The following is a 20949-nucleotide window of genomic DNA, read 5'->3' on the forward strand; positions in this document are numbered from 1 at the left end:
CGTGTTTTCGCAGATGTGTGAAGAATGTACCGCACGGTCTGTCTATTCGCGCCCTTTTATTCACGCTTGGTCAAGCACACAAAAAGACGCCACCCGGTTACCCTTGGTGGCGTCGAAAAGCGATCAGAAGTTAGCCGTTCAGCTTGCGGTAATCAAAGACCTGGTCGATGATGCCGTACTCGACAGCTTCCTGCGCGGTAAGGATCTTGTCGCGATCCGTATCGATGCGGACCTGCTCCGCAGTGCGACCGGTGTGGTGCGCGAGTGTGTCCTCCATCAGGCGGCGCATGCGCTCGATCTCATTGGCCTGGATCTCAAGGTCAGAAACCTGGCCCTGGGTACCCTGCGTCGCGGGCTGGTGGATCAGCACCCGCGAGTTCGGCAGCGCAGCGCGCTTCCCCGGCGCACCAGCGGCAAGGATGACCGCCGCAGCAGACGCAGCCTGGCCGAGGCACACCGTTTGCACGTCCGGGCGGACGTACTGCATCGTGTCGTAAATCGCCATCAGCGCGGTAAACGAGCCACCCGGCGAGTTAATGTACATCGTGATGTCGCGGTCCGGGTCCTGAGACTCCAGCACCAGCAGCTGCGCCATGATGTCATTCGCGGAAGTGTCATCGACCTGGGTGCCCAGGAAGACGATGCGCTCCTCGAAAAGCTTGCCGTATGGGTCGATCTGCTTCGTGCCGAAGGAAGTCTCCTCCAAGAACTGTGGCAGCACGTAGCGGGAGGAAGGCATTTGGAAAGACATACGTAAATTCTCCTGTCTACTTAGTTGCTGATCGAGCCCTGAGCGCTCTCAATAACGTGGTCCACGATGCCGTACTCCATCGCCTCTTGGGCCGTGAACCAACGGTCACGGTCGGAATCCTTCGTAATCTGCTCAAAAGTCTGGCCGGTATGCTCAGCGATAAGCTGGGCCATCTCGCGCTTCGTCGCAGCGAACTGCTCAGCCTGAATAGCAATGTCGGCAGCAGTACCGCCAACGCCTGCGGACGGCTGGTGCATCATAATCCGAGCGTGCGGAAGCGCGTAACGCTTGCCTTTCGTGCCGCCGGAAAGCAGGAACTGCCCCATCGACGCCGCCAAGCCCATGCCGTACGTAGCAATATCGCACGGCGAGTACTTCATCGTGTCATAAATCGCCATGCCGGCAGTCACGGAACCACCCGGGGAGTTAATGTACAGCGAGATGTCGCGAGTTGGATCCTCCGCGGACAGCAGCAAGATCTGCGCGCACAGCTTGTTCGCAATTTCGTCGTCAACCTGCTGGCCCAAGAAAATAATGCGCTCGCGCAGCAGGCGCTCATAGACAGAATCACCCAAGTTCATGCCCTGCGATGGGGATGTCATAAAAATGGCTCCTTCGTGGTTCAAACTCTTTTATGTAGCGTCAACAATGCCACCACCCTACTCCGATAGTCCACTTTGCACGGGGTTGTTCGCTGATGGCGTACACGTACGTTGTGAACCCGTAGTGAATGGCGAAACGCCCCGGCGTAGGCGCAACGCGTGCGCATCGCCGGGGCGTTTCAACTCACGATTTAGTCTTCGGAAGCCTCTGCTTCTTCCTCTTCAACCTCACCGAAGTATTCGTTCGGGTCGACGGTCTCGCCCTTGTCGTCCTTCACGGACACGCGGCAGATCGCGGTAGCGAGTGCCTTGCCGCGGCGAACGTCTGCGAAGAGGTTACCGATCTGGCCTGCCTGCTGCAGCTGCGCCACGAACTGGTTCGGATCCATGCCGTAGGACTGCGCGGTGAACAGGATGTGGTCGGTCATCTCCTGCTGGGAAACCTCAGGCTCCTCCTGGTCAGCAACAGCGTCCAGGAACAGCTGGGTACGGACAGCGGACTCAGCCTGCTCGTGGTTCTTCTTGTCGAACTCCTCGCGGGTCATGCCCTGTGCCTCGAGGAACTGTGCGACAGCAGCCTCGTCGTGCGCCAGCTGGCCGAGCATCTGGTGGAGCATGTTGTGCTCCTGCTCCTCGACGATGGACTTCGGAAGCTCGAACTTGGTCTCCTCGAGCGCTGCCTTCAGCACCTCGTCACGGATGTCAGCTGCCTGCTGGGTCTTCTTGTCCTCAGCGAGCTGCTCCTTGGTGGATTCGCGCAGCTCCTCAGCGGTGTCGAACTCGGAGGCCATCTGAGCGAACTCGTCGTCAAAGTCAGGAAGCTTGCGCTCCTTCGACTGCTGGACGTGCACCTTGATGGTGGCTTCCTTGCCCTTGTGCTCGCCGAACTCAATCGTCGCCGTGAACTCGTTGTCCTCGCCGGTCTTCATGCCGCGCAGCGCGGTGTCGAGGCCCTTGATCAGGTCGTCCGAGCCGATCTGGTAGGTCAGGCCCTCAGTGGAAGCCTCCTCGACCTTCTCGCCGTCAACCTCAGCGTGCAGGTCGATGACTGCGAAGTCGTCGGTCTTCATCTTGCGCTTGGTGTCCTTGAGCTCGCCGAAGCGCTCGCGGAGCTGGTCGATCTCCTTGTCGACGTCCTCGTCGCTGACCTCGAGGGCCGGAACAGTGACGTCAATCTTGGAGAAGTCAGGGACAGTAATCTCTGGGCGAACGTCGACCTCAGCGGTGAACTCGACGACGTCGTTGTCCTCGATCTTGGTGATGTTGATCTCTGGCTGACCGATCGGGTTCAGGCCATTTTCCAGGACAGCCTTCTCGTAGCGGGTTGGCAGCATGTCGTTGACAACCTGCTCCAGGATCGGGCCACGGCCAAAGCGGGCGTCGATCAGCTGGCGAGGAGCCTTACCGCGACGGAAGCCAGGAATGTTGACCTGCTGCGCAATTGACTTGTACGCCTGGTCGATTTCCTTGCCGAGCTCATCGAAAGGAACGCTGACGTCCAACTTGACACGAGTCTCACTGAGCTTGTCGACGGAAGTCTTCACGGATTACTCCTGTAATTAATCGGGTAAATTGTACGGATATGTAAACAAGCCCGCTATTTCTAGCGGGCTTGTTGATGTCGGGGCGACAGGATTTGAACCTGCGACCCCCTGCTCCCAAAGCAGGTGCGCTACCAAACTGCGCCACGCCCCGCGAATGATTGCTCATTGCGACGTTGGCAACTATAACCATGCCCCAGAGCAATACGCAAATCGACAGTTCAACACTACTTTTGGGCTATATTCACAGAAACAAAAACGCGGCTACACATCTCGTGCAACCGCGTCTTCTGCTCTAACATTTGGAGGGAATGACGGGAATCGAACCCGCGTCTTCAGCTTGGAAGGCTGAGGTATTAGCCACTATACGACATTCCCACTTCACCAAAAGGTGATGGGCGCAAGTGTAACCCACCGCCCACTTTGAGACAAAACCACCCGCTTAGCGTGGAACTTTCTCCCGACCACGTGCGTTGCACGTTGTAAGTACTAATAATTTGTGGCCGATTCCGAAGGAGCTTTCCCTCACTATGAACCTCATTTTGATCCTCGCTATCGTTGGCGCCGCGGTGTACCTGATAAAGAGCCGCCAGAATGGCGCGACCAACCAGCGCGAACAGCTCCAGCTCGAGGATGCGATTGCGGACGCACGCCGCTGGACAGAGCGACTTGGCTCGCAAGTCCTTACTATTTCCGGCACCGACGCCGCTTCGACCCAGGCGATGGCCGACGCCTCTGAACGCTACAACGCAGCAAGTGGCGCGCTGGGCCAGGCGACCACACCGAAGCAGGCTATGCTCGCTCGCGAATCTGCCCTGGAGGGGCTGCACTATGTCAACGCAGCACGCGAAATCATGGGCATGCCCGCGGGCCCAGAGCTTCCGGAACTGGAAGGCCAGCGTCGCGCGGGCCGGGTGACCGAAGAGCGAACGATCCGCCAGGAAGACGGCACCACCGTCACCGCATCCCCGTACGCTTCTGAACGCACCCCGAACTACTACCCTGGCGGCGTTGTCGCCGGCCGCCCAGTACCGGCTGGCTGGTACTCCACCGCCTGGTGGGCTCCAGCGATGATGACCGGCATGTGGGCTGCAAGTTCGATGATGTTCTACTCCGCGATGTTCGCAGGTATGGCCGGCACGCCATCGCCTGAGGCCTTCGCAGCGGGTGACTTCGGGGACGCCGGCGCAGGCGACTTCGGCGATATGGGAGATGCTGGAGACATCGGCGATGCCGGGGAGATGGGCGACATGGGCGACGCCGGCGGCGAGGGCCTGTTCGGTGACGGCGGCCTCTTTGGGGATGGTGGTGGCTTCGACTTCGGGGGATTTGACTTTTAGTCCAGGCCAGTGCGCTAGAATGCCTACCGTTTAGCACCCCACCGCTGAAGGAGCGTTTCGTGAACATTGCAGTGTTGCTCAAGGAAGTCCCGGATACGTACGGCGACCGCGACCTGAATCTGGAAACCGGCCTGACCGATCGCTCCGGTGATGTCGTCGCTGACGAGGTCTGCGAACGCGCCGTCGAAGCCGCGATGCGGCTGAAAGAGGCCCGCGGCGACGAGGAAACCATCATCGACCTCATTACGGTAGGGCCAGAAACAGCGCATGCCAGCGTGCGCAAGGGCATTGCGATGGGCGCGGATGATGCCTACATCATTGCCGACGACGCCCTCCTCGGCGCGGACGTGACACTGACGGCAGAAGTGCTCGCGGCGGCACTGCGCAACAAGGACTACGACCTGGTTGTGCTCGGTACCGCGTCCTCTGACGGCGGTGGCGGCGTCATGGCTGGACTGCTCGCAGAGATGCTCGGCTGGCCCGCCATCGCCAACGCGACCGAGGTCACGCTCAACAACGACATGGTGACTGCGACGCAGGTCAGCGATCACGCCACGCTCACCCTGGAGGCGCAGCTCCCGGCGCTGGTCGCGGTCTCGGACGAGTACCCGGATGCCCGCTTCCCGAACTTCAAGGGTCTGATGGCGGCAAAGAAGAAGGAACTGCACACGCTGACGCTGGCGGAGCTCGGTGTCGACGCGGAGGATTTTGCACGGCCGCGGGCGATCATGGTGGACGTCGAAAAGCGTCCTGCGCGTGAGCGTGGCGAGATCATTGACTACGGCCCGAACGCTGTGGGCCAGCTGGTCGACTTCCTTGCAGAGAAGCACTACATCTAACCCGCCGAACGAAGGATACTGACATGGCAACCTCTCCCCGCACAGTTTTGGTCGTGCTCGACGCGACGCACGACGACCAGCTCGACTCCACCGCCGCCGAACTCATCGGCGCAGCCGCGCCTCTGGGTACCCCGGTTGTACTGACCACCAACCCAGCACACGCCGAAGCGCTCGGCGAGCTCGGCGCAGCCGTGGTGCTGACCACTAACGTTGACGCGCAGCAGCAGGCAGTCCCTCTTGTCGACGCCGCCGAGGCCGCGTTCAACGCCACCGACCCGGCAGCTGTGATCCTCGCCCACTCCGTCCGCGGCCGCGACGTCGCGTCGCGCCTGGCCGTGCGCAAGGGCAAGGCCCTGCTCACCGACGCGATTGATGTCCGCCGCGACGACCAGGGCATTGTGACGGACCACGAGAACTACGGCGGCGCCTACACCGCAACCGCTGCAGCGACCCACTCGGCGCCAATTATTACGGTGCGCATCGGCGCGATCGATCGCCGTGCGGACGCCACCGCGCCCGAGGTTCACGAGTTGGACGTCACTGCCTCCGGGACACGCGCCGCGACGGTGACTTCGGTGACGCCGGTGGTGCGCACCTCGACGCGCCCGGAGCTGCTCACCGCCGATCGCGTGGTTGCAGGAGGCGTTGCTTTGGGTGACGCGGACATGTTCGAGCAGCTCGTGGGCGGGCTTGCCGACGAGCTCGGCGCCGCAGTCGGCGCGACCCGCTCCGCTGCGGACGAGGACCAAATCAGCCACGACGCCCAGATTGGGCAGACCGGCATCGTGGTCAGCCCGAAGCTCTACATCGGCATCGGCATTTCTGGCGCTGTGCAGCACCTCGTGGGCATGCAGACAGCCGACACCATCATCGCGATCAACAACGATGAGGACGCTCCGCTGTTCGATATCGCGGACTTCGGCATCATTGGCGATCTCTTCGACGTGGTGCCGGAACTCATCGAGCAGATCGCAGCTCGCCGCGGCACGGAGGCGTCCGAGTAATGCAGGTGCACCTTCGTCGTGGCCTGCCCCGCGTAGCGAGCGGCCAGCCGTGGCCACCAGTTGATGAGGTCGCGCTCGAACCCGATCCGGCCGTGACCGGCGATCTGGTCGGCGCTCAAGCGGCTCCGGCCCCAGCGCAACCCGAAGGCGTATCGACGCCCCTCCGTCGCGGCCTGCCTCGTACCCCGAACGGCCAGCCATGGCCTCCTACAGACTCGGTCGCAGTCGCTGCGGACCCTGCCGTGCAGCAGGTGTTTCCAGCGGCTGCAGAACGCACTGCCGCCGAACAGCCCGCGGAAGAGCAACCAGCTGGCCCGCTCACCACGGTCGCCGTGCGTCAGGGCCTTCCGCGTACTGCCGGGGCTGGCCCGTTCCCGCCTGTCGCCAGTGTCGACGTCCCAGAGGACCCCGCTGTGGCGGTTCCTCCGCTCTACGGCGCAGCGGCGAAGGCTGCAGAACAGGCACCGGAACTGGTACCGGTACCAGCAGTCGAGTCCACGCCGCAGCTAGCACAGCCCGAGCGGCCGGAGCCGGCGGCACAGCCCGTGCCTGCGCCGACTCAAACTCCATCGCGTCGCTGGTGGGCGATTGGTGGCGCGGCCCTGCTCGCTGCGTTCGTAGTCGCGGTCCTGGTGGCGCGCTGGTTCGTCGGCACCCCGACGGGCAGCAGCTTCATCGAGCGCTACACCGGCCAGCAGCCGCTGCCCGAAGGCGCACCTGTCGGGCTGCCGGCATGGTTGGGGTGGTCGCACTTCTTCAACATGCTGCTTATGGCGCTCATCATCAAGACTGGTATAACCGTGCGCCACGAACGCAAACCCGAAGCCTATTGGGCGCCGCGCACAAACCCCAAGAAGAAGATTTCTCTTACCCTGTGGCTGCACCTCACCATTGACGTGCTCTGGGTGGCACTCGGCGTGGCGTTCTACATCGTGCTGTTCGCCACCGGTCAGTGGATGCGCATCGTGCCCACGAGCTGGGAGGTCATCCCGCAAGCGGTCTCCGCGGGGATCCAGTACCTCAGCCTGGACTGGCCGACGGAAAACCCGTGGGTGCACTACAACGCGCTGCAAGAGCTGTCGTACTTCGCGGTGGTGTTCCTCGCCGCGCCGCTGGCGATCCTCTCCGGCGCTCGCATGAGCGAGTGGTGGCCGAAGTCCTGGACTTTCTTCTCGCTGAAGACTGCACGCACCATTCACTTCCCCACCATGCTGTTCTTCGTCCTGTTCACCGTGGTGCACGTCTTCCTGGTGCTCACCACGGGTCTGCGCAGGAACATGAACGCGATGTTCGCTGCCTCCGGCGACGTCGACCCAGACGTGTACGGCACGAGCTGGACTGGCGTCATCCTGTTCCTCGTTGCGGCAGCCGTGATCGCGGTGGTGTGCAGGCTGGCTCGCCCCGCGCTGGTAGCCCCGGTGGCGCAAGCGACTGGCAAGGTGACAAGCCGCTAAAGTAAAGCGCATGGTACCCATGTTTGCGCTTCACGACGGCACATCAATCCCTCAACTCGGCTACGGCCTCCACCGCGTAGATCCGCAGGAGGCCGAGCGGTTGGTCAGCGAAGCGCTGGAGGCAGGCTACAGGCACTTCGACACCGCCCACATTTATGGGAACGAAGAGGGCGTCGGCAAGGCAATCGCGAAGTCGGGGATCCCGCGCGAGGAGCTGTACATCACCACGAAGCTGTGGAACAACCGCCACCACGATGCCCCGGCGGCGCTCGAGGAGTCACTGGAGAAACTCGGGCTTGACCACGTGGATCTTTACCTCATTCACTGGCCTCTGCCCGGACAGGGCGCATACGTGGATGCGTGGAAATCCCTCATTGGACTCCGCGAGGCTAAACTCACGACCTCCATCGGCGTCTCAAACTTCCTGCCAGAGCACATTGAGCAGATTGAGATGCACACCGACGTCACCCCCGTGGTCAACCAGGTTGAGCTGCACCCGCTGTTCCAGAACTGGAAAGAGCTCGACGCGATGCGTGTGCACAATATCGCCATCGAGGGCTGGGCTCCGCTCGGTGGCGGCGCCTACGACCTCACGGACTTCCCCGAAATTACTGACGCCGCCGAGGCACACGGCAAAACGCCAGCGCAGGTGGTGCTGCGCTGGCATCTACAAAACGACGTGATCGTGTTCCCCAAGACCACGTCCGCGGAGCGGATGCGTGAAAACATGGACATTTTCGACTTCACGCTCAGCCCCGAAGAAATGTCCGCCATCGTCGCGCTCGATGAGGAGGAGTTCGGGCGCCACGGCCCGCACCCCGCGGACTACGAAGAACTGGGCTAGATAGCCGGGGCTTCGCCCGTCTCCTCGTACTTGGACAGGATGTCGATGCGGCGCTGGTGGCGCTCCTCGTTGCTCCACTCCTGACCAATGAACGCGTCGACGATCTTCAGCGCTTCTTCCTCGGTGTGCATGCGCCCACCGATACCGATGAGCTGCGCGTTGTTGTGCTCGCGTGCCAGGCGCGCGGTCTCCTCAGACCACGCCAAGGCGCAGCGAGCGCCCTTCACCTTGTTCGCGGCGATCTGCTCGCCGTTGCCGGAGCCGCCCAGCACGATGCCGAGGGAGCCTTCGTCCGCTACCGTCCGCTCAGCTGCGGCGATGCAAAACGCCGGGTAGTCGTCGAGGGCGTCATACTCGTGCGCACCACAGTCGATGACTTCGTGGCCCTGCTTTTCCAGGTGGGCCTTAATCTGATTCTTTCGTTCGAAACCGGCATGATCTGCCCCAAGGTAAATTCGCATGCGCTCTACCCTACCTTCCTGCTAGCTCACCTGCGGCGGTTCCGTGCGGGAACGCTTCAGTTCGAAGAAGTAGGGGTATTCGCTCAGTGCCAGGGAGGCGTCGAAAAGCTTGCCTGCCTCCTCACCCGTTGGGACGCGGGTGATGACCGGCCCAAAGAATGCGGTGTCTCCGAGCTTGACCACCGGGGTGCCCACCTCGTCACCGACGGCGTCCATCGCACCCTGGTGGTAGGTGCCGAGCAGCTCGTCCATCTCGTTGGTGTTGGCAAGGTCGGCGTAGCTGGCGTCGAGACCTACCTCTTCGAGTGCTGCCGCGATGATCTCGTCGTAGGCGCCGTAGCCCTTCTTGCCGCCCTGCTCCCCGGCGTGAATGGCGGTGCCCATCGCGGTGTAGAGCGCGTCGATCTTCTCTGGGTGGTCGCGCTTCACCGCTGCGAACACGCGCGCGGGACCCCAGTTGGCCTCCATCATCTTGGCGTAGTCGGCGGGGATGTCGCGGCCGTCGTTAAGAATGGACAGTGACATCGGCACCCACTCGACCGTGATGTCGCGGACCTTTTCTACTTCCTTCATCCAACGCGAAGTGAGCCAGCAAAATGGGCAGCTTACGTCGAACCAAAAGGTAACTGGTGCAGTCACAGAATCATTCCTCCATTCGTTCCGGAAATTATGCAGCCACCATAGCGAAAAACACACAGGTACGGCGAGTATGTTGGAGGACATGAAGACAAACCTCAAGCGCAGCGACGCACAACTTCGCGCACAACTTATCTCAGATGTCCATTACGATATTGCGCTCGATGTCAACGGAGCAGAGCAGTTCACGTCGACCACCACGGTCACGTTCCGCTCGGGCGCAGGTGAGACGTTCTTCGACCTGGTCGCCGACGAGTTCTCCGCAACGCTCGACGGCCGCCCCGTCGACGGCCGCACCCTCACGCTCACCGAGGGCGAGCACACGTTAGTTGTCGACGCCACCATTACCTACAACCACACTGGTGAAGGCCTGCACAAGTTCGTCGACCCGGTGGACGACAAGGATTACCTCTACACCCAGTTCGAGCCCGCGATGGCGATGAAGGTGTTTGCTTGCTTCGACCAGCCGGACATCAAGGCCACGTACAAGCTTTCCGTCGACGCACCGACTTCCTACACGGTCGTGCTCAACGAGGAGGCGACCCGTGAGGGCAACGTGTGGTCCTGCACCATTGATTACCCACTGTCGACGTACCTGGTGGCAATCTGCGCCGGCGAGTACGAGTTCGTCGAAGACGAGTACGTCGACGATCTGAAGCGTATCCCGCTTCGCATCTTTGCCCGCGCCTCACTCATGGAGCACCTCGACGCGGAACGCTTGTTCCGCCAGACGAAAGACGGCTTCGCGTACTACCACAAGAATTTTGCGATTGCGTACCCGTTCGGCAAGTACGACCAGATTTTCTGCCCCGAGTACAACATGGGCGCAATGGAGAACGCCGGCGCGGTGACGTTCCGCGATGAGTACGTCTTTACTTCCGAGCCAACCCCGTATCGCCTCGAGCGCCGCAACGACACGATCCTGCACGAGATGGCGCACATGTGGTTCGGCGACCTCGTCACGATGCAGTGGTGGGACGACTTGTGGCTCAACGAGTCCTTCGCGACCTGGTCCGCAGCCATTGCCCAGACCGAGATCGGCGAGTACCCGAATGCGTGGACGACGTTCGCGGCCGTCGAGAAGGCATGGGCCTACCAGCAAGATCAGCTGCCGACGACCCACCCAATCGCCGCTGACGCCCCGGACATCGAGACCGCCGAGCAGAACTTCGACGGGATCACCTACGCCAAGGGCGCGTCCGTGCTGAAGCAGCTGCAGGCATACGTTGGCCGCGACGAGTTCTTCGCGGGCGTGCGCGATCACTTCAACAACCACAAGTTCAGCAACGCTTCCTTCGACGATCTTCTGGGCGCGTTGGAGAAGTCGTCGGGCCGCGATTTGAGCGAGTGGTCCCAGCAGTGGCTGCGCACCACCGGTGTGTCCACCCTTCGCCCCGAAATCACTGAGGATTCCTTCGCAGTCGTGCAGGAATCCGATGTGCTGCGCACCCACCGGGTCGGCATCGGGCTGTACAAGCTTGACGGCGACAAGGTCGTGCGCACCCACCACGTAAAGGTGGACATCGAGGGGGCTCGCACTGAGGTTCCCGAGCTCGTCGGCATCGACCACGACCTCGCGCTGGTCAACGACGAAGACCTCACGTACTGCAAGATGCGCCTCACGCCGGAACACACTGAGTTCGTGCTGGAGCACATCGGGCAGATTGAGGACCCACTTGCGCGCACCCTGTGCTGGTCATCCCTGTGGGAGGCCGTCCGCGACACGCTGCTGCCAGCGCGCAAGTTTGTGATGGCCGTGGCCAACTTCAGCCGCCTCGAAGACCAACCGAGTGTGCAGGAGCGCCTCCTCGCGCAGGCGACGCTGGCGGTCAAGCAGTACGTGGCATGGTCCTGGCAGCGCACCGGCTTCTACATGCTCAGCGAGGCATTCCGCGGCCAGGAGCCTGCAGGTATCTACCAGCGCGCGCTCGCCCGCCTGCAGCCTTCGAAGCAGAACACGACGTACTTCCACGAACTCCTACAGTCGCTGGATAACCAGGAGATTCGCTGGCTCGTGCTCACGAACCTTGTCGCAGGCGGCGCCATGCTGGCCAAGACCGCCAAGAACGAGGAGGATCCGTCCTCCGAGGGTGCGCTGTCGCGCCTGCGCATCGACGCCGTCACGAACAAACAGTGGGCGTGGGATGAGATCGTCAGCGGTACACGCACAAACCTTGAGGTGCGCTTCCTTATCGACGGCCTCACCTTCACCTCCGAAGGCATGGACGGCTTGGCCGAGCGCTACTTCGAGATCGCGCCAGAGCTGTGGGACAAACTGACCAACGAGATGGCTCAGAACACGCTCGAGGGCCTGTTCCCGCTGTGGGATATTTCGATTGCTACAGTCGAGCGCGCCGAGGCGCTCCTTGCGCGGGAGGACATTCCGGCGGGCCTGCGCCGCATCGTTTCGGAGGGTAAGGCCCGCGTGGAGCGCGCGCTGCGCAACCGTGTTGGTGACGCAGGCGCGGAAGGCGCAGCGAAAACGCTGCGCTAGAGGCTAGAGCTCCTCGACGATGCGGATCTGCGCCGCATCCGTGCGAGCCACGATAGAGGCGAACATGACCAGCGTGTCACCCTCAAAGAGCTTGCGCGTGATGCGGTGCACCGGGGTGTTCGCCGCCAAGGAGAGGCTCTCGCGCTCCTTATCGGTCGGGTTGGCCGGGAACAGGATGTCCTCGCGGCGCAGGTGAGGAGTCACGCCACCCAGGTCGGTACGCTGGCCACATGCGTAGTCGACGGAGCTACGGCTGTACTTGGACTCATAACCGGGGCGAACGTACGTGGTTTCAGCGAACACCGGGTTACCGTTGGCAAAGTGAACGAGCTCGCTGGTGAGCAACTTATCGCGGGAGTCTACGCCGAATGCAGAGACGACGATCTGCGGTGCGGGCGCAGCGGTCTCCGAAATCAGTTCGGAAGAGACGTCCAGACCATACGCGATAAGCTGCTCCGTCAGCGATACCTTGCCCGTCAAGTCGATGATCGGAGGCAGCGCGCGAACGAATGTGCCACCGGTGCGGCCACGCTTACGCTCAATAATTCCTTCGAGCTGCAATAGGTCCAGTGCATGGCGCACGGTCATGCGTGCCACCCCGTACATGTCTACAAGTTCGCGTTCTGGCGGTAGCTTGTCGCCGGGTTCGAGCTCGCGCGATTCGATCTGGCTCCGCAGAGCATCAGCAATCGCTACATACGCTGGCTTTTTCGCCATAAATTCCTCCTATTTTTGCGGCTGCGTTTAGGTTCACTGCCGCCCGCCCATAACTCCAGGTGTGACGCCAAAAGGTACAACACCAAAATCTCAGTTGTTTCTAATATAGTTCATTGGACCATAAAAGTACCTAACAATAAATTTGAACAAAGTGCGCGACACTTGACACGTCCATAAATTGCAAAGTCATACTTTCAGTTGAACCCTATCGACGTGCCAAATTCAGGAATCTCCAACGCCAATTACAACATCGCCCAAGCCACGGCCAATACCCCCATTTGCGGTAACCCGGGTGCTCGACGGCTGCTCGAGACGTAGCGCGTAAACTAGAGCACAATGTTTTCTCTTACGCAGTTTTCTCCATCAGTCTTAGCCAAATCCGTGAGCGTTCCAGATGTCGACGAAGCCGTCGACTCCGTCACCTCGTGGTGGAATGACCCCGCCACGCGAGACATCTTTGTGACCCGCCCCCTGTGGATCCTGGTCATCCTGGCCATTGCCCTTGTGTTGCACATCGTGGTGCGCAGAATCATTACGAAGGCCGCGAACAACGCCATCAACTCCTCCAGCGCGGCTCTCCCCTTCCGCCGCCGCGCTGGCGCCGTGAAACCCGACACTGCGCATTCGCGCTCGCGGGAGCAGCGCCGCCAGCAGCGCATCCTCACGCTGGCGAACGTAGGACGCTCCGCGGCAGCAATTGTGATTTGGGTGTGGGCGGTCCTCGCGGTGCTCGACCAACTCGGGGTCAACGTCGCCCCGCTCGTGGCCTCTGCGGGCGTCGTCGGCGTCGCCCTCGGCTTCGGCGCGCAGTCCCTTGTGAAAGACTTCCTCAGCGGCATCTTCATGTTGCTGGAAAACCAGTACGGTGTCGGTGACGTCATCGCGGTCAACGACATTGAGGGCACTGTAGAGCACGTCACGATGCGCATCACCACCGTCCGCGATATTGACGGCACCCTCTGGTACGTCCGAAACGGTAACATCGACCTGCTTGGCAACCAGAGCGACGTCTTCTCCGTTGCCCGCCTCGAGATCCCTGTTTCCATCCAGGCTGATCCGGAGCAGGCAGCCAGCGTTGTCGAGGCCGCAATGCAGGACGCAGTGACGCGCCCCGAGATCAAGGACAAACTCGTCGGTGAGGCCACCATGCTGGGCATTTCCAAGTTCGACCCGGAGTGCGCAACCCTGCGCGTGATGGTCAATACGCTGCCTGGCGAGCAGTGGGGCGTCTCCCGTTTCATGACCGCGGTCATCCTCGAGGCGCTTCACACGCACGGCGTGCCGCTGCCTGGCACGGAGCCGACCTACATCCGACACCTGGACCGCACCCCTGGAGGCGAGAACAACGATGCAGATCAGCAATAGCAACGAGGCACAGCAAACGCTCTACGAAGCCGTCGGCGGCGAGGAGTTCTTCCACACGCTCGTGCACCGCTTCTACGCCCAGGTCAAAGAAGATGACCTCATCGGCCCCATGTACCCCGACGAGGACTGGGAAGGCGCCGAATCCCGCTTGCGTTGGTTCCTCACCCAATACTGGGGCGGGCCACGCACCTACCAGGAGCGCCGTGGCAACCCAATGCTGCGCCGCCGCCACTTCCCGTTTGCAATCGGGGAGGCTGAGGCGGACCGCTGGCTCGAGCTGATGGGCAAGGCAATGGCCGAGTTTGACGACGCCACCCTGCCCCAGCCCTACCGCGCCGCCATGTGGAATCACATGCAGCGAGTCGCGTACATGATGATCAACCAGGGCCCGCGGTCATACGAATAGGCTCAGCGACTTGCTGTGGTAGACGGTGCCGAAGGGGGCGTCGATACGCACCCACCTGCCTGCGCTCGAAACCCGCAGGTAGCGAGGCACTTCGACCGGGGCTTCGAACCCCGGAATGAGCCCAAGCGAGGTGCAGGTAAACACCGCACGCATGGGTATTTCAAGTTTCGGGCCGCGGTCGTCCGCGTCGACGGTGATGACCACGGCGTCGAGAAGTGAAACCGGCGGGCCGAGCGGGCCCGCGAACTGGCGCGCAAGGTTTCGGCCTTCGTCGGCGAGCTGACGCGCTGTAGAAATAGGCACCTCTTCGCGCAGCACGAACCCTTGCGCCGGTGGCAGTGCCCCAGGCCAGTTCTGATCCTGCGCCGCGCCAAGTGTTCCCGTCGCAGTTTCGAGTGCCTCGAGAACCCGGCGCGCAGGCACCACCGCACCGTCGCGGGAGATAGTTCCGCGGACCCGGCGCGAGGCGACGCAGTCGAACGGGGTGGTGACAAAGACATCGACGTCGTGTTCCCCGACTCGCTGGAACCGCGCGTAGGCGTCATCCTGGAGTGCGAGGGCGCGCTGCAGCAGGGCGCGCAGTCCGCGCTCCCCCTGCTCAACAACAAGCGTTTCGGTGGTAGCCACCTATGCCTGCCCCAGCTCGTCGTCACCGTCGAGCGTTGTGTAGGCGCGGGCAAGGATGCCGAGCTCCTGCGAGGTGATTGCTCGCGGGCTCGCCGTCCGTTTATCCACGGTGACCTGTACGCAATCAATCACGCAACAGACGCTGCCTTGTGCGTCCTTGATCTCCTGACGCGTCGTAAAGGACGTGTTGCCGAGGTGGATCACCTGCGTATCAACGGTCACTGCCTGCGTGTTCGGCAGCACTGGGCGAACGTAGTCCGCTTCGATGCGCCGAACGAACACCACAAACTCGTACCCCTGAGACTCGAAGAACTCCTGGGCAAACGCGAGTCGCGCCTGCTGCGCGATCTCGATGTAAGCCGAGTTTGTCACATGGCCGTACCGGTCAAAATCGTTCCACCTCAGCGAGATGGAGTGCGTGTGAATCCTGCCGCGCATATTCTGTTCCGACATAGCCATTTCCTACCTTTTCCGCTGTTAGCGGCTGAGCTTGCGGTGGGTGACGCGCGACGGCTTCGCCGCTTCCTCACCGAGGCGCTCAACCTTGTTCTTCTCGTAGTCGCCGAAGTTGCCCTCGAACCAGTACCACTTGCCTTCCTCAACGTTGCCTTCCCAGGCGAGGATGTGGGTACAGGTGCGGTCCAGGAACCAGCGGTCGTGCGAAATCACGACAGCGCAACCTGGGAACTTTTGCAGCGCATTCTCAAGCGAGCCAAGGGTTTCGACGTCCAAGTCGTTGGTCGGCTCGTCGAGCAGGATCAGGTTGCCGCCCTGCTTCAGCGTCAGCGCCAGGTTCAGGCGGTTACGCTCACCACCGGAGAGCACCTTGGACGGCTTCTGCTGGTCAGCGCCCTTGAAACCGAACGCCGAGAGGTAGGCCCGCGACGGCATTTCGTTCTGGCCGACCACGATGTAGTCGAGGCCGTCCGAGACTACTTCCCACACCGTCTTTTCCGGGTCGATGTTTTCGCGGTTCTGGTCGACGTAGGACAGCTTCACGGTCTCACCGACCACGACGGTGCCTGCGTCTGGCTCTTCCAGCCCAACGATGGTCTTGAACAGGGTGGACTTACCCACACCGTTCGGGCCGATCACGCCCACGATGCCGTTGCGCGGCAGCGTGAAGGACAGGTCCTTGATCAGGACGCGGCCGTCGAAGCCCTTGTCCAGGTGCTCGACCTCGACGACCTTGTTGCCCAGGCGTGGAGGCGTCGGGATCTGGATTTCTTCGAAGTCCAGCTTCTTGTACTGCTCTGCCTCGGCAGCCATTTCCTCGTAGCGTTCCAGACGCGCTTTGTTCTTCGCCTGGCGCGCCTTCGGCGAGGATCGTACCCACTCGAGCTCGTTCTTCAGACGCTTCTGCAGTTTCTGGTCCTTCTTGCCAGCAACCTCGAGGCGCTCGGCCTTCTTCTCCAGGTAGGTGGAGTAGTTGCCCTCGTATGGGTAGAGCTTGCCGCGGTCGACCTCACAGATCCACTCGGCCACGTTGTCCAGGAAGTAGCGGTCGTGGGTAATCGCCAGAACTGCGCCCGGGTAGGACTGCAGGTGCTTCTCCAGCCACAGGACGGACTCGGCGTCCAGGTGGTTCGTTGGCTCGTCGAGCAGCAGCAGGTCCGGTTCGGACAGCAGCAGCTTCGCCAGCGCGACGCGGCGGCGCTCACCACCGGAAAGCTTGGTCACCGGGCTATCGGACGGCGGGCAGCGCAGTGCTTCCATCGCCTGCTCAATCTTGGAATCGACCTCCCAGGCGTCAGCGGCGTCGAGCTCCTCCTGGAGTTTGCCCATTTCTTCCATGAGCTCGTCGGTGTAGTTCGTCGCCATCTCTTCAGCGATTTCTTCGAAGCGCTGCTTCTTCTCGAAGATGTCGCCGAGGCCCTCTTCGACGTTCTCTCGAACGGTCTTCTCCTCGTTCAGCGGTGGCTCCTGCAGGAGGATGCCGACCGTTGCGCCGGGATCCAGGAATGCTTCGCCGTTGTTTGGCTGGTCAATCCCCGCCATGATCTTGAGTAGCGAGGACTTACCTGCGCCGTTTGGCCCAACGACACCAATCTTGGCGCCGGGATAAAAGGCCATGGTGACATTGTCCAAAATGACCTTGTCACCGATGGCCCTGCGAACGTTTTTCATCGTGTAGATGAACTCAGCCACGTAAAAACCCCTTTAACTGAAGCGGACATACATCGTTTCACAGGGTACATCAGCGAAAGGTGAACGTGCGCTTTCCAGCGCCAAGCGGCGGCACCGTCGGAGTGCTAGAAGGGTGCGGGACCGTCGTCACTTTCAGTGCTGCTAGCGGCCGCACCTACCGCAACGGGCTCAAGCTCAGGCGACTGCGGTTGTGGTTCCGTAGCCGCCGCCGAGTCCGCCGACGACGCCGTCGCCTGCATCTTCATTTGCTCGAAGTAGAACTCGCGCTCCTCCTCCGTCATGAAGTCCACCGCCGTCTTGATCTTTACCGCAGGCTGACCTTCGAGTGTGTGGCCGTTCTCGGTGATCTTCCAGGAAGAAATTTGGTGCATGCCGAGCTCGAACGCGACCTTGTCGGCCTTAAGCACGGTGCGATAACGGTTGAGCTTCTCACCGGCGTCGTTAGTTTCCACCCAGGTCTCCGTGACTAACCTGCCGGAAACCATCACCGGCGCTCCGCGGAACAGTGAGGTGCGCGCGTTGATGGCGAGCTGGTTCCAGCACTCAACGTCGATGTAGAGCTGGTCCGTGTCCTCCCAAATGTCGCGGCCTTGGTTGTCTTGTTCACCTGTGCGCCGTCTGCGGGAGGATGCGATGCGCATCTTGCACACCGAGTTTCCCGACGCCGGGAACCACTTAAAGTACGGTGCTGCCGTCAGGTTTCCGCATACGGTGACGTTCATCTGGCTCATTGTTGTGTCCTTTCAATTGGTTGCTGAACTGGTACAACTCGGAGCTTTCCAGTGCAGAAACAGAAAAGAAAGGATGCGGCCTTGCAGCCTGTGGATTGATTTTTGGAATTCCACAGATCCCAGGGAATCGTCGATTAGCCCTTGTGCTGCGGGGTATCCGACGTGTACTGTGCGAGCATTTCGTTGTAGGCGCGCCACTCGGCGTCGTCAGTCTCGTCCGCGATGCGGTCAACCTCTGCGGTTTCTGCGCGGTCCTCGCGCCACCACAGGATGAACAGCACACCGAACACGATGACCAACGGGAACGAGCCCGACGCCCACGCGATACCGCCTCCGACCTTTTGATCCGCAAGCAGATCTGGCTCCCACGGCAGCAGCAGCGAGCGGTAGAACTCCTCACCCATCACAGTGTTGAGCTGCATGAGGTACACGCCCATGAAGAGGTGCACCGGCATGGAGATCCACAGCCACAGCAGGCGCGTCTTCGCGGTGACGCGGCCCTCGATGTAGTCCGGGCCGATGAGCTCCCAGAAGTAGAAGTAACCCGACACCAGGAACACCGCATTCATGATGACGTGGCCCGCGTGCTCCGAAATCATCAGTTCGTAGAGATCAGTGAACACGTACATGACGTAGAAGAACACCAGGAACTGCACCGCGGACACCGGCGGGTACGTCACGATGCGCAGGAACTTACTGCGCTGGAAGGACTCCGCCCACATCCGGGGGTTGAACTCGCCGGACGGGTAGGCGTCGATAATGAGCGACAGCGGCGCGCCCAGCACGAGGAACACCGGCACACCCATCGACAGAATCATGTGGACCGTCATGTGCGCCGAGTAGGACGCCGGCATGTGCAGCCCAATGCCGGAGCACATCGTGACTACGACGGTCGCGCACCCCAGCAGCCACCACGCCGTGCGCCCCTTCGACCACCCACTCACCCTGCGCGTCAGGTGCAGGTAGTAGACGGCCAGCAGGATCGCGATCACGCTGTAGAGCAGCTCGAAACGCCACAGTCCGACCCAGTTCGACCAGGTCAGTGGGTCCTCAAGATTGTAGCCCATCTGGATCTGCATCGGGGTGAGGTTCGGGTCTCGTGGCGGTGGCGGCGGAGTGCGTCCGAGCGTCACCGCGAGGCCAGTCACGGCGGCCATCACCAGCACTTCCACCGCGCCGAGCCGTACGAAAGCCCTGCGTTGCGACGGCCCCTCCGCCTCAAGCGCCGGAATCGTCCGCTCGCGGTGCGCGTACCCCATCAAACCAAGCAGCAGTATGCCAACCAGCTTGCCCACCAGCACCCAGCCGTAGGCGTAGCGGGTGATGTCGTCCAGGTGCACGCGGATCGCACCGTTAATCACGCCCGACACCGCCATCGCCACGAAGGCGAACAACGCGATGCGCGAGTATCGACGCACCGCCGGGGCCAAGTTCGGCCCCAACCTGAAACCGTGCGCCACCAGCGCCATCAGAGCGCCAACCCACACCAGCAGGAATACCAGGTGCCAGATGAAGGAGTTCGTGCCGAAGTCGTGATCGCCACCGGTCGCGGAGTGACCAGTCAGCGCCAGCGGCATAATCGCCAACAACGAGCCGATGAACAAAGCCACTTGCGACCACCAGCACGACACCCGGTACCCCGCCACGGCCACACACGCCGCGATTGCCGCGACAATCAGCCAGACGCGGGCGTCAGCAACCTTGTCCAGCGCCAAGGTCCAGGCGTCGACCTCAAACATCACGGTGCTCAGCGGCTGGCCTGAGACGTCGGAAAGCACCAGCGGCACCATCACCACTCCGATCAGCGCCAACCCCGCCGACGACGCCGCGCCAGTCCGCGACGCAATCACCCCGTCGACGGTCAGGCGCGCGCCGTTGAGATCCTGTCCCGTCTGCTTCGGCGGCAGCAACCACGCAGAGAAGAGGAAGGACCCGGCAGCCAGCGCGGCCAGTACCCACGCTGCGCCCCGCAGCGCCGGCAGGCCGAACGTCGTCAACGCCCCCGGATCCGGGATACCCAACGCCGCGAGCGAGGCGCCCGCGAACATCTCCGAAATCACCCCGGCGATGAGCGCCGCGACGAGCCCCGCCGCAAGATACAGCGGAAACGCCGCTTTCACCGCCGACTTTGAGGCAACCTGCGCATTTGACATGCTCACTACCCTACGTTCGAAATCTGCCTGTTCCCAAGTTTTTCGACGCCCACTTCTCCGCCTCCACGTCACTAGTGTGAGCAATAGCTTCTTGCTCAGCCCCACCAGGACTCGGACCTGTCGGGGACAGTTCACTTAAAAGAACGCTGCCATCCACCGTTCGCCGATTCCGCCCCGCGGACAACCTGCATGCAACACCATGTCCACGGCAACACGTTCACCAGCCGTTTGAGAAAACCAACCACTTAATCTGTCCGCCGCACGGACACTCACCCGGGGATGCCCCAACCCAGAAAACCTGTCCGCCCCGCGGACAACCGGCATGCCACACCATGTCCACGGCACTTCTCCCACCTCGCGGATTGGGCAGAACCAACCACTTGCCCTGACCGCCCCGCGGACACTCAACCGGTGAGACCGGATCGCCAAAGAACTGTCCGCCCCGCGGACACCCTGACCGCACTCTGTCCGCGGCAGCACGTTCATCAGCCGTTTGAGAAAACCAACCACTTAATCTGTCCGCCGCACGGACACTCACCCGGGGATGCCCCAACCCAGAAAACCTGTCCGCCCCGCGGACAACTGGCATGCCACACCATGTCCGCGGCACCTCTCCCACCTCGCGGATTGGGCAGAACCAACCACTTGCCCTGTCCGCCCCGCGGACACTCAACCGGTGAGACCGGATCGCCAAAGAACTGTCCGCCCCGCGGACACCCTGACCGCACTCTGTCCGCGGCAGCCCTCTCACCAGCAGCTCCAGAAAACCCACCACCAATAAGTGTCCGCCGCGCGGACACCCAACGCAGAGGGTCCGTCGCGAAAAACGCCACGGT

At 61.9% G+C, this 20949-nt stretch carries 19 protein-coding genes and 2 tRNA genes; 8 read left to right on the forward strand and 13 right to left on the reverse strand.

The features are described 5' to 3' along the window. Nucleotides 1-130 precede the first annotated feature (130 nt). From R0V12_RS03400 to R0V12_RS03420, 5 genes are all read right to left on the reverse strand, one after another. A complete protein-coding gene (locus R0V12_RS03400) occupies nt 131-751 on the reverse strand; it encodes an ATP-dependent Clp protease proteolytic subunit (protein ID WP_070362028.1) in 621 nt (206 codons plus the stop codon). Nucleotides 752-771: 20 nt separating this feature from the next. Further along, on the reverse strand, nt 772-1353 hold the full coding sequence (locus tag R0V12_RS03405) for an ATP-dependent Clp protease proteolytic subunit (protein ID WP_070362027.1): 582 nt from the start codon (nt 1351-1353) through the stop codon (nt 772-774). 191 nt (nt 1354-1544) lie between these two features. Further along, nucleotides 1545-2897, reverse strand: coding sequence for a trigger factor (tig, locus tag R0V12_RS03410; protein WP_071573559.1), 1353 nt, complete (start codon nt 2895-2897; stop codon nt 1545-1547). Nucleotides 2898-2974: 77 nt separating this feature from the next. Continuing rightward, a tRNA-Pro gene (locus R0V12_RS03415) sits at nt 2975-3048 on the reverse strand. A 149-nt stretch (nt 3049-3197) separates the two neighbouring features. Beyond that, nucleotides 3198-3272: transfer RNA gene (locus R0V12_RS03420), tRNA-Gly, on the reverse strand. Nucleotides 3273-3424: 152 nt separating this feature from the next. On the opposite strand from R0V12_RS03420, the gene R0V12_RS03425 reads away from it, so the two are divergent. Genes R0V12_RS03425 through R0V12_RS03445 form a run of 5 tightly spaced genes read left to right on the forward strand, consistent with a single transcriptional unit; the run spans nt 3425 to nt 8375 of the window. Beyond that, nucleotides 3425-4234 carry a hypothetical protein gene (locus R0V12_RS03425; RefSeq protein ID WP_070478417.1) on the forward strand — a complete coding sequence of 270 codons (810 nt, stop codon included), beginning with the start codon at nt 3425-3427 and terminating at the stop codon, nt 4232-4234. A gap of 59 nt (nt 4235-4293) precedes the next feature. Continuing rightward, nucleotides 4294-5073 carry an electron transfer flavoprotein subunit beta/FixA family protein gene (locus tag R0V12_RS03430; RefSeq protein ID WP_320072842.1) on the forward strand — a complete coding sequence of 260 codons (780 nt, stop codon included), beginning with the start codon at nt 4294-4296 and terminating at the stop codon, nt 5071-5073. Between the two features lie 23 nt (nt 5074-5096). Beyond that, nucleotides 5097-6077 carry an electron transfer flavoprotein subunit alpha/FixB family protein gene (locus R0V12_RS03435; RefSeq protein ID WP_320072843.1) on the forward strand — a complete coding sequence of 327 codons (981 nt, stop codon included), beginning with the start codon at nt 5097-5099 and terminating at the stop codon, nt 6075-6077. Beyond that, on the forward strand, nt 6077-7531 hold the full coding sequence (locus R0V12_RS03440; protein ID WP_320072844.1) for a cytochrome b/b6 domain-containing protein: 1455 nt from the start codon (nt 6077-6079) through the stop codon (nt 7529-7531). Before R0V12_RS03435 ends, R0V12_RS03440 begins: the two co-directional genes overlap by 1 nt. 10 nt (nt 7532-7541) lie before the next feature. After that, nucleotides 7542-8375 carry an aldo/keto reductase gene (locus tag R0V12_RS03445; protein WP_070362022.1) on the forward strand — a complete coding sequence of 278 codons (834 nt, stop codon included), beginning with the start codon at nt 7542-7544 and terminating at the stop codon, nt 8373-8375. On the opposite strand, the gene R0V12_RS03450 is transcribed toward R0V12_RS03445, so the two are convergent. Further along, nucleotides 8372-8836, reverse strand: a complete 465-nt coding sequence (locus R0V12_RS03450; RefSeq protein WP_070362021.1) for a ribose-5-phosphate isomerase — start codon at nt 8834-8836, stop codon at nt 8372-8374. The genes R0V12_RS03445 and R0V12_RS03450 overlap by 4 nt on opposite strands. Before the next feature lie 21 nt (nt 8837-8857). Beyond that, entirely contained in the window at nt 8858-9475 is a 618-nt protein-coding gene (locus R0V12_RS03455; protein WP_070362020.1) for a mycothiol-dependent nitroreductase Rv2466c family protein, read from the reverse strand. An 82-nt stretch (nt 9476-9557) separates the two neighbouring features. Here R0V12_RS03455 and pepN point away from each other — a divergent pair, with 82 nt between their 5' ends. Next, the gene (gene pepN / locus R0V12_RS03460) at nt 9558-11966 is read left to right on the forward strand and encodes an aminopeptidase N (protein WP_320072845.1); all 2409 of its coding nucleotides are present in this window, start codon (nt 9558-9560) and stop codon (nt 11964-11966) included. Between the two features lie 3 nt (nt 11967-11969). Here pepN and R0V12_RS03465 read toward each other — a convergent pair whose 3' ends face one another. Beyond that, entirely contained in the window at nt 11970-12683 is a 714-nt protein-coding gene (locus tag R0V12_RS03465; protein WP_320072846.1) for a GntR family transcriptional regulator, read from the reverse strand. Between the two features lie 336 nt (nt 12684-13019). Here R0V12_RS03465 and R0V12_RS03470 point away from each other — a divergent pair, with 336 nt between their 5' ends. Both R0V12_RS03470 and R0V12_RS03475 read left to right on the forward strand, forming a co-directional pair. Continuing rightward, nucleotides 13020-14048 carry a mechanosensitive ion channel family protein gene (locus R0V12_RS03470; RefSeq protein ID WP_070478424.1) on the forward strand — a complete coding sequence of 343 codons (1029 nt, stop codon included), beginning with the start codon at nt 13020-13022 and terminating at the stop codon, nt 14046-14048. Next, the gene (locus R0V12_RS03475) at nt 14032-14454 is read left to right on the forward strand and encodes a globin (protein WP_070478425.1); all 423 of its coding nucleotides are present in this window, start codon (nt 14032-14034) and stop codon (nt 14452-14454) included. Before R0V12_RS03470 ends, R0V12_RS03475 begins: the two co-directional genes overlap by 17 nt. Here the strand turns inward: R0V12_RS03475 and R0V12_RS03480 are convergent. The 5 genes from R0V12_RS03480 to R0V12_RS03500 form a co-directional block, all read right to left on the reverse strand. Continuing rightward, nucleotides 14443-15081, reverse strand: coding sequence for a DUF8185 domain-containing protein (locus tag R0V12_RS03480; RefSeq protein WP_256005403.1), 639 nt, complete (start codon nt 15079-15081; stop codon nt 14443-14445). The genes R0V12_RS03475 and R0V12_RS03480 overlap by 12 nt on opposite strands. Beyond that, nucleotides 15082-15534, reverse strand: coding sequence for an acyl-CoA thioesterase (locus tag R0V12_RS03485; RefSeq protein WP_071573570.1), 453 nt, complete (start codon nt 15532-15534; stop codon nt 15082-15084). A 24-nt stretch (nt 15535-15558) separates the two neighbouring features. Beyond that, nucleotides 15559-17229, reverse strand: coding sequence for an energy-dependent translational throttle protein EttA (ettA, locus tag R0V12_RS03490; protein WP_071573571.1), 1671 nt, complete (start codon nt 17227-17229; stop codon nt 15559-15561). 104 nt (nt 17230-17333) lie between these two features. Next, the gene (locus tag R0V12_RS03495) at nt 17334-17960 is read right to left on the reverse strand and encodes a single-stranded DNA-binding protein (protein WP_320072847.1); all 627 of its coding nucleotides are present in this window, start codon (nt 17958-17960) and stop codon (nt 17334-17336) included. Between the two features lie 134 nt (nt 17961-18094). Continuing rightward, nucleotides 18095-20113, reverse strand: a complete 2019-nt coding sequence (locus R0V12_RS03500) for a bifunctional copper resistance protein CopD/cytochrome c oxidase assembly protein (RefSeq protein ID WP_320072848.1) — start codon at nt 20111-20113, stop codon at nt 18095-18097. Between the last annotated feature and the right edge of the window lie 836 nt (nt 20114-20949).

The sequence above is a fragment of the Corynebacterium sp. UMB2355A genome (assembly GCF_033877495.1).
GTDB lineage: Bacteria > Actinomycetota > Actinomycetes > Mycobacteriales > Mycobacteriaceae > Corynebacterium > Corynebacterium pseudogenitalium.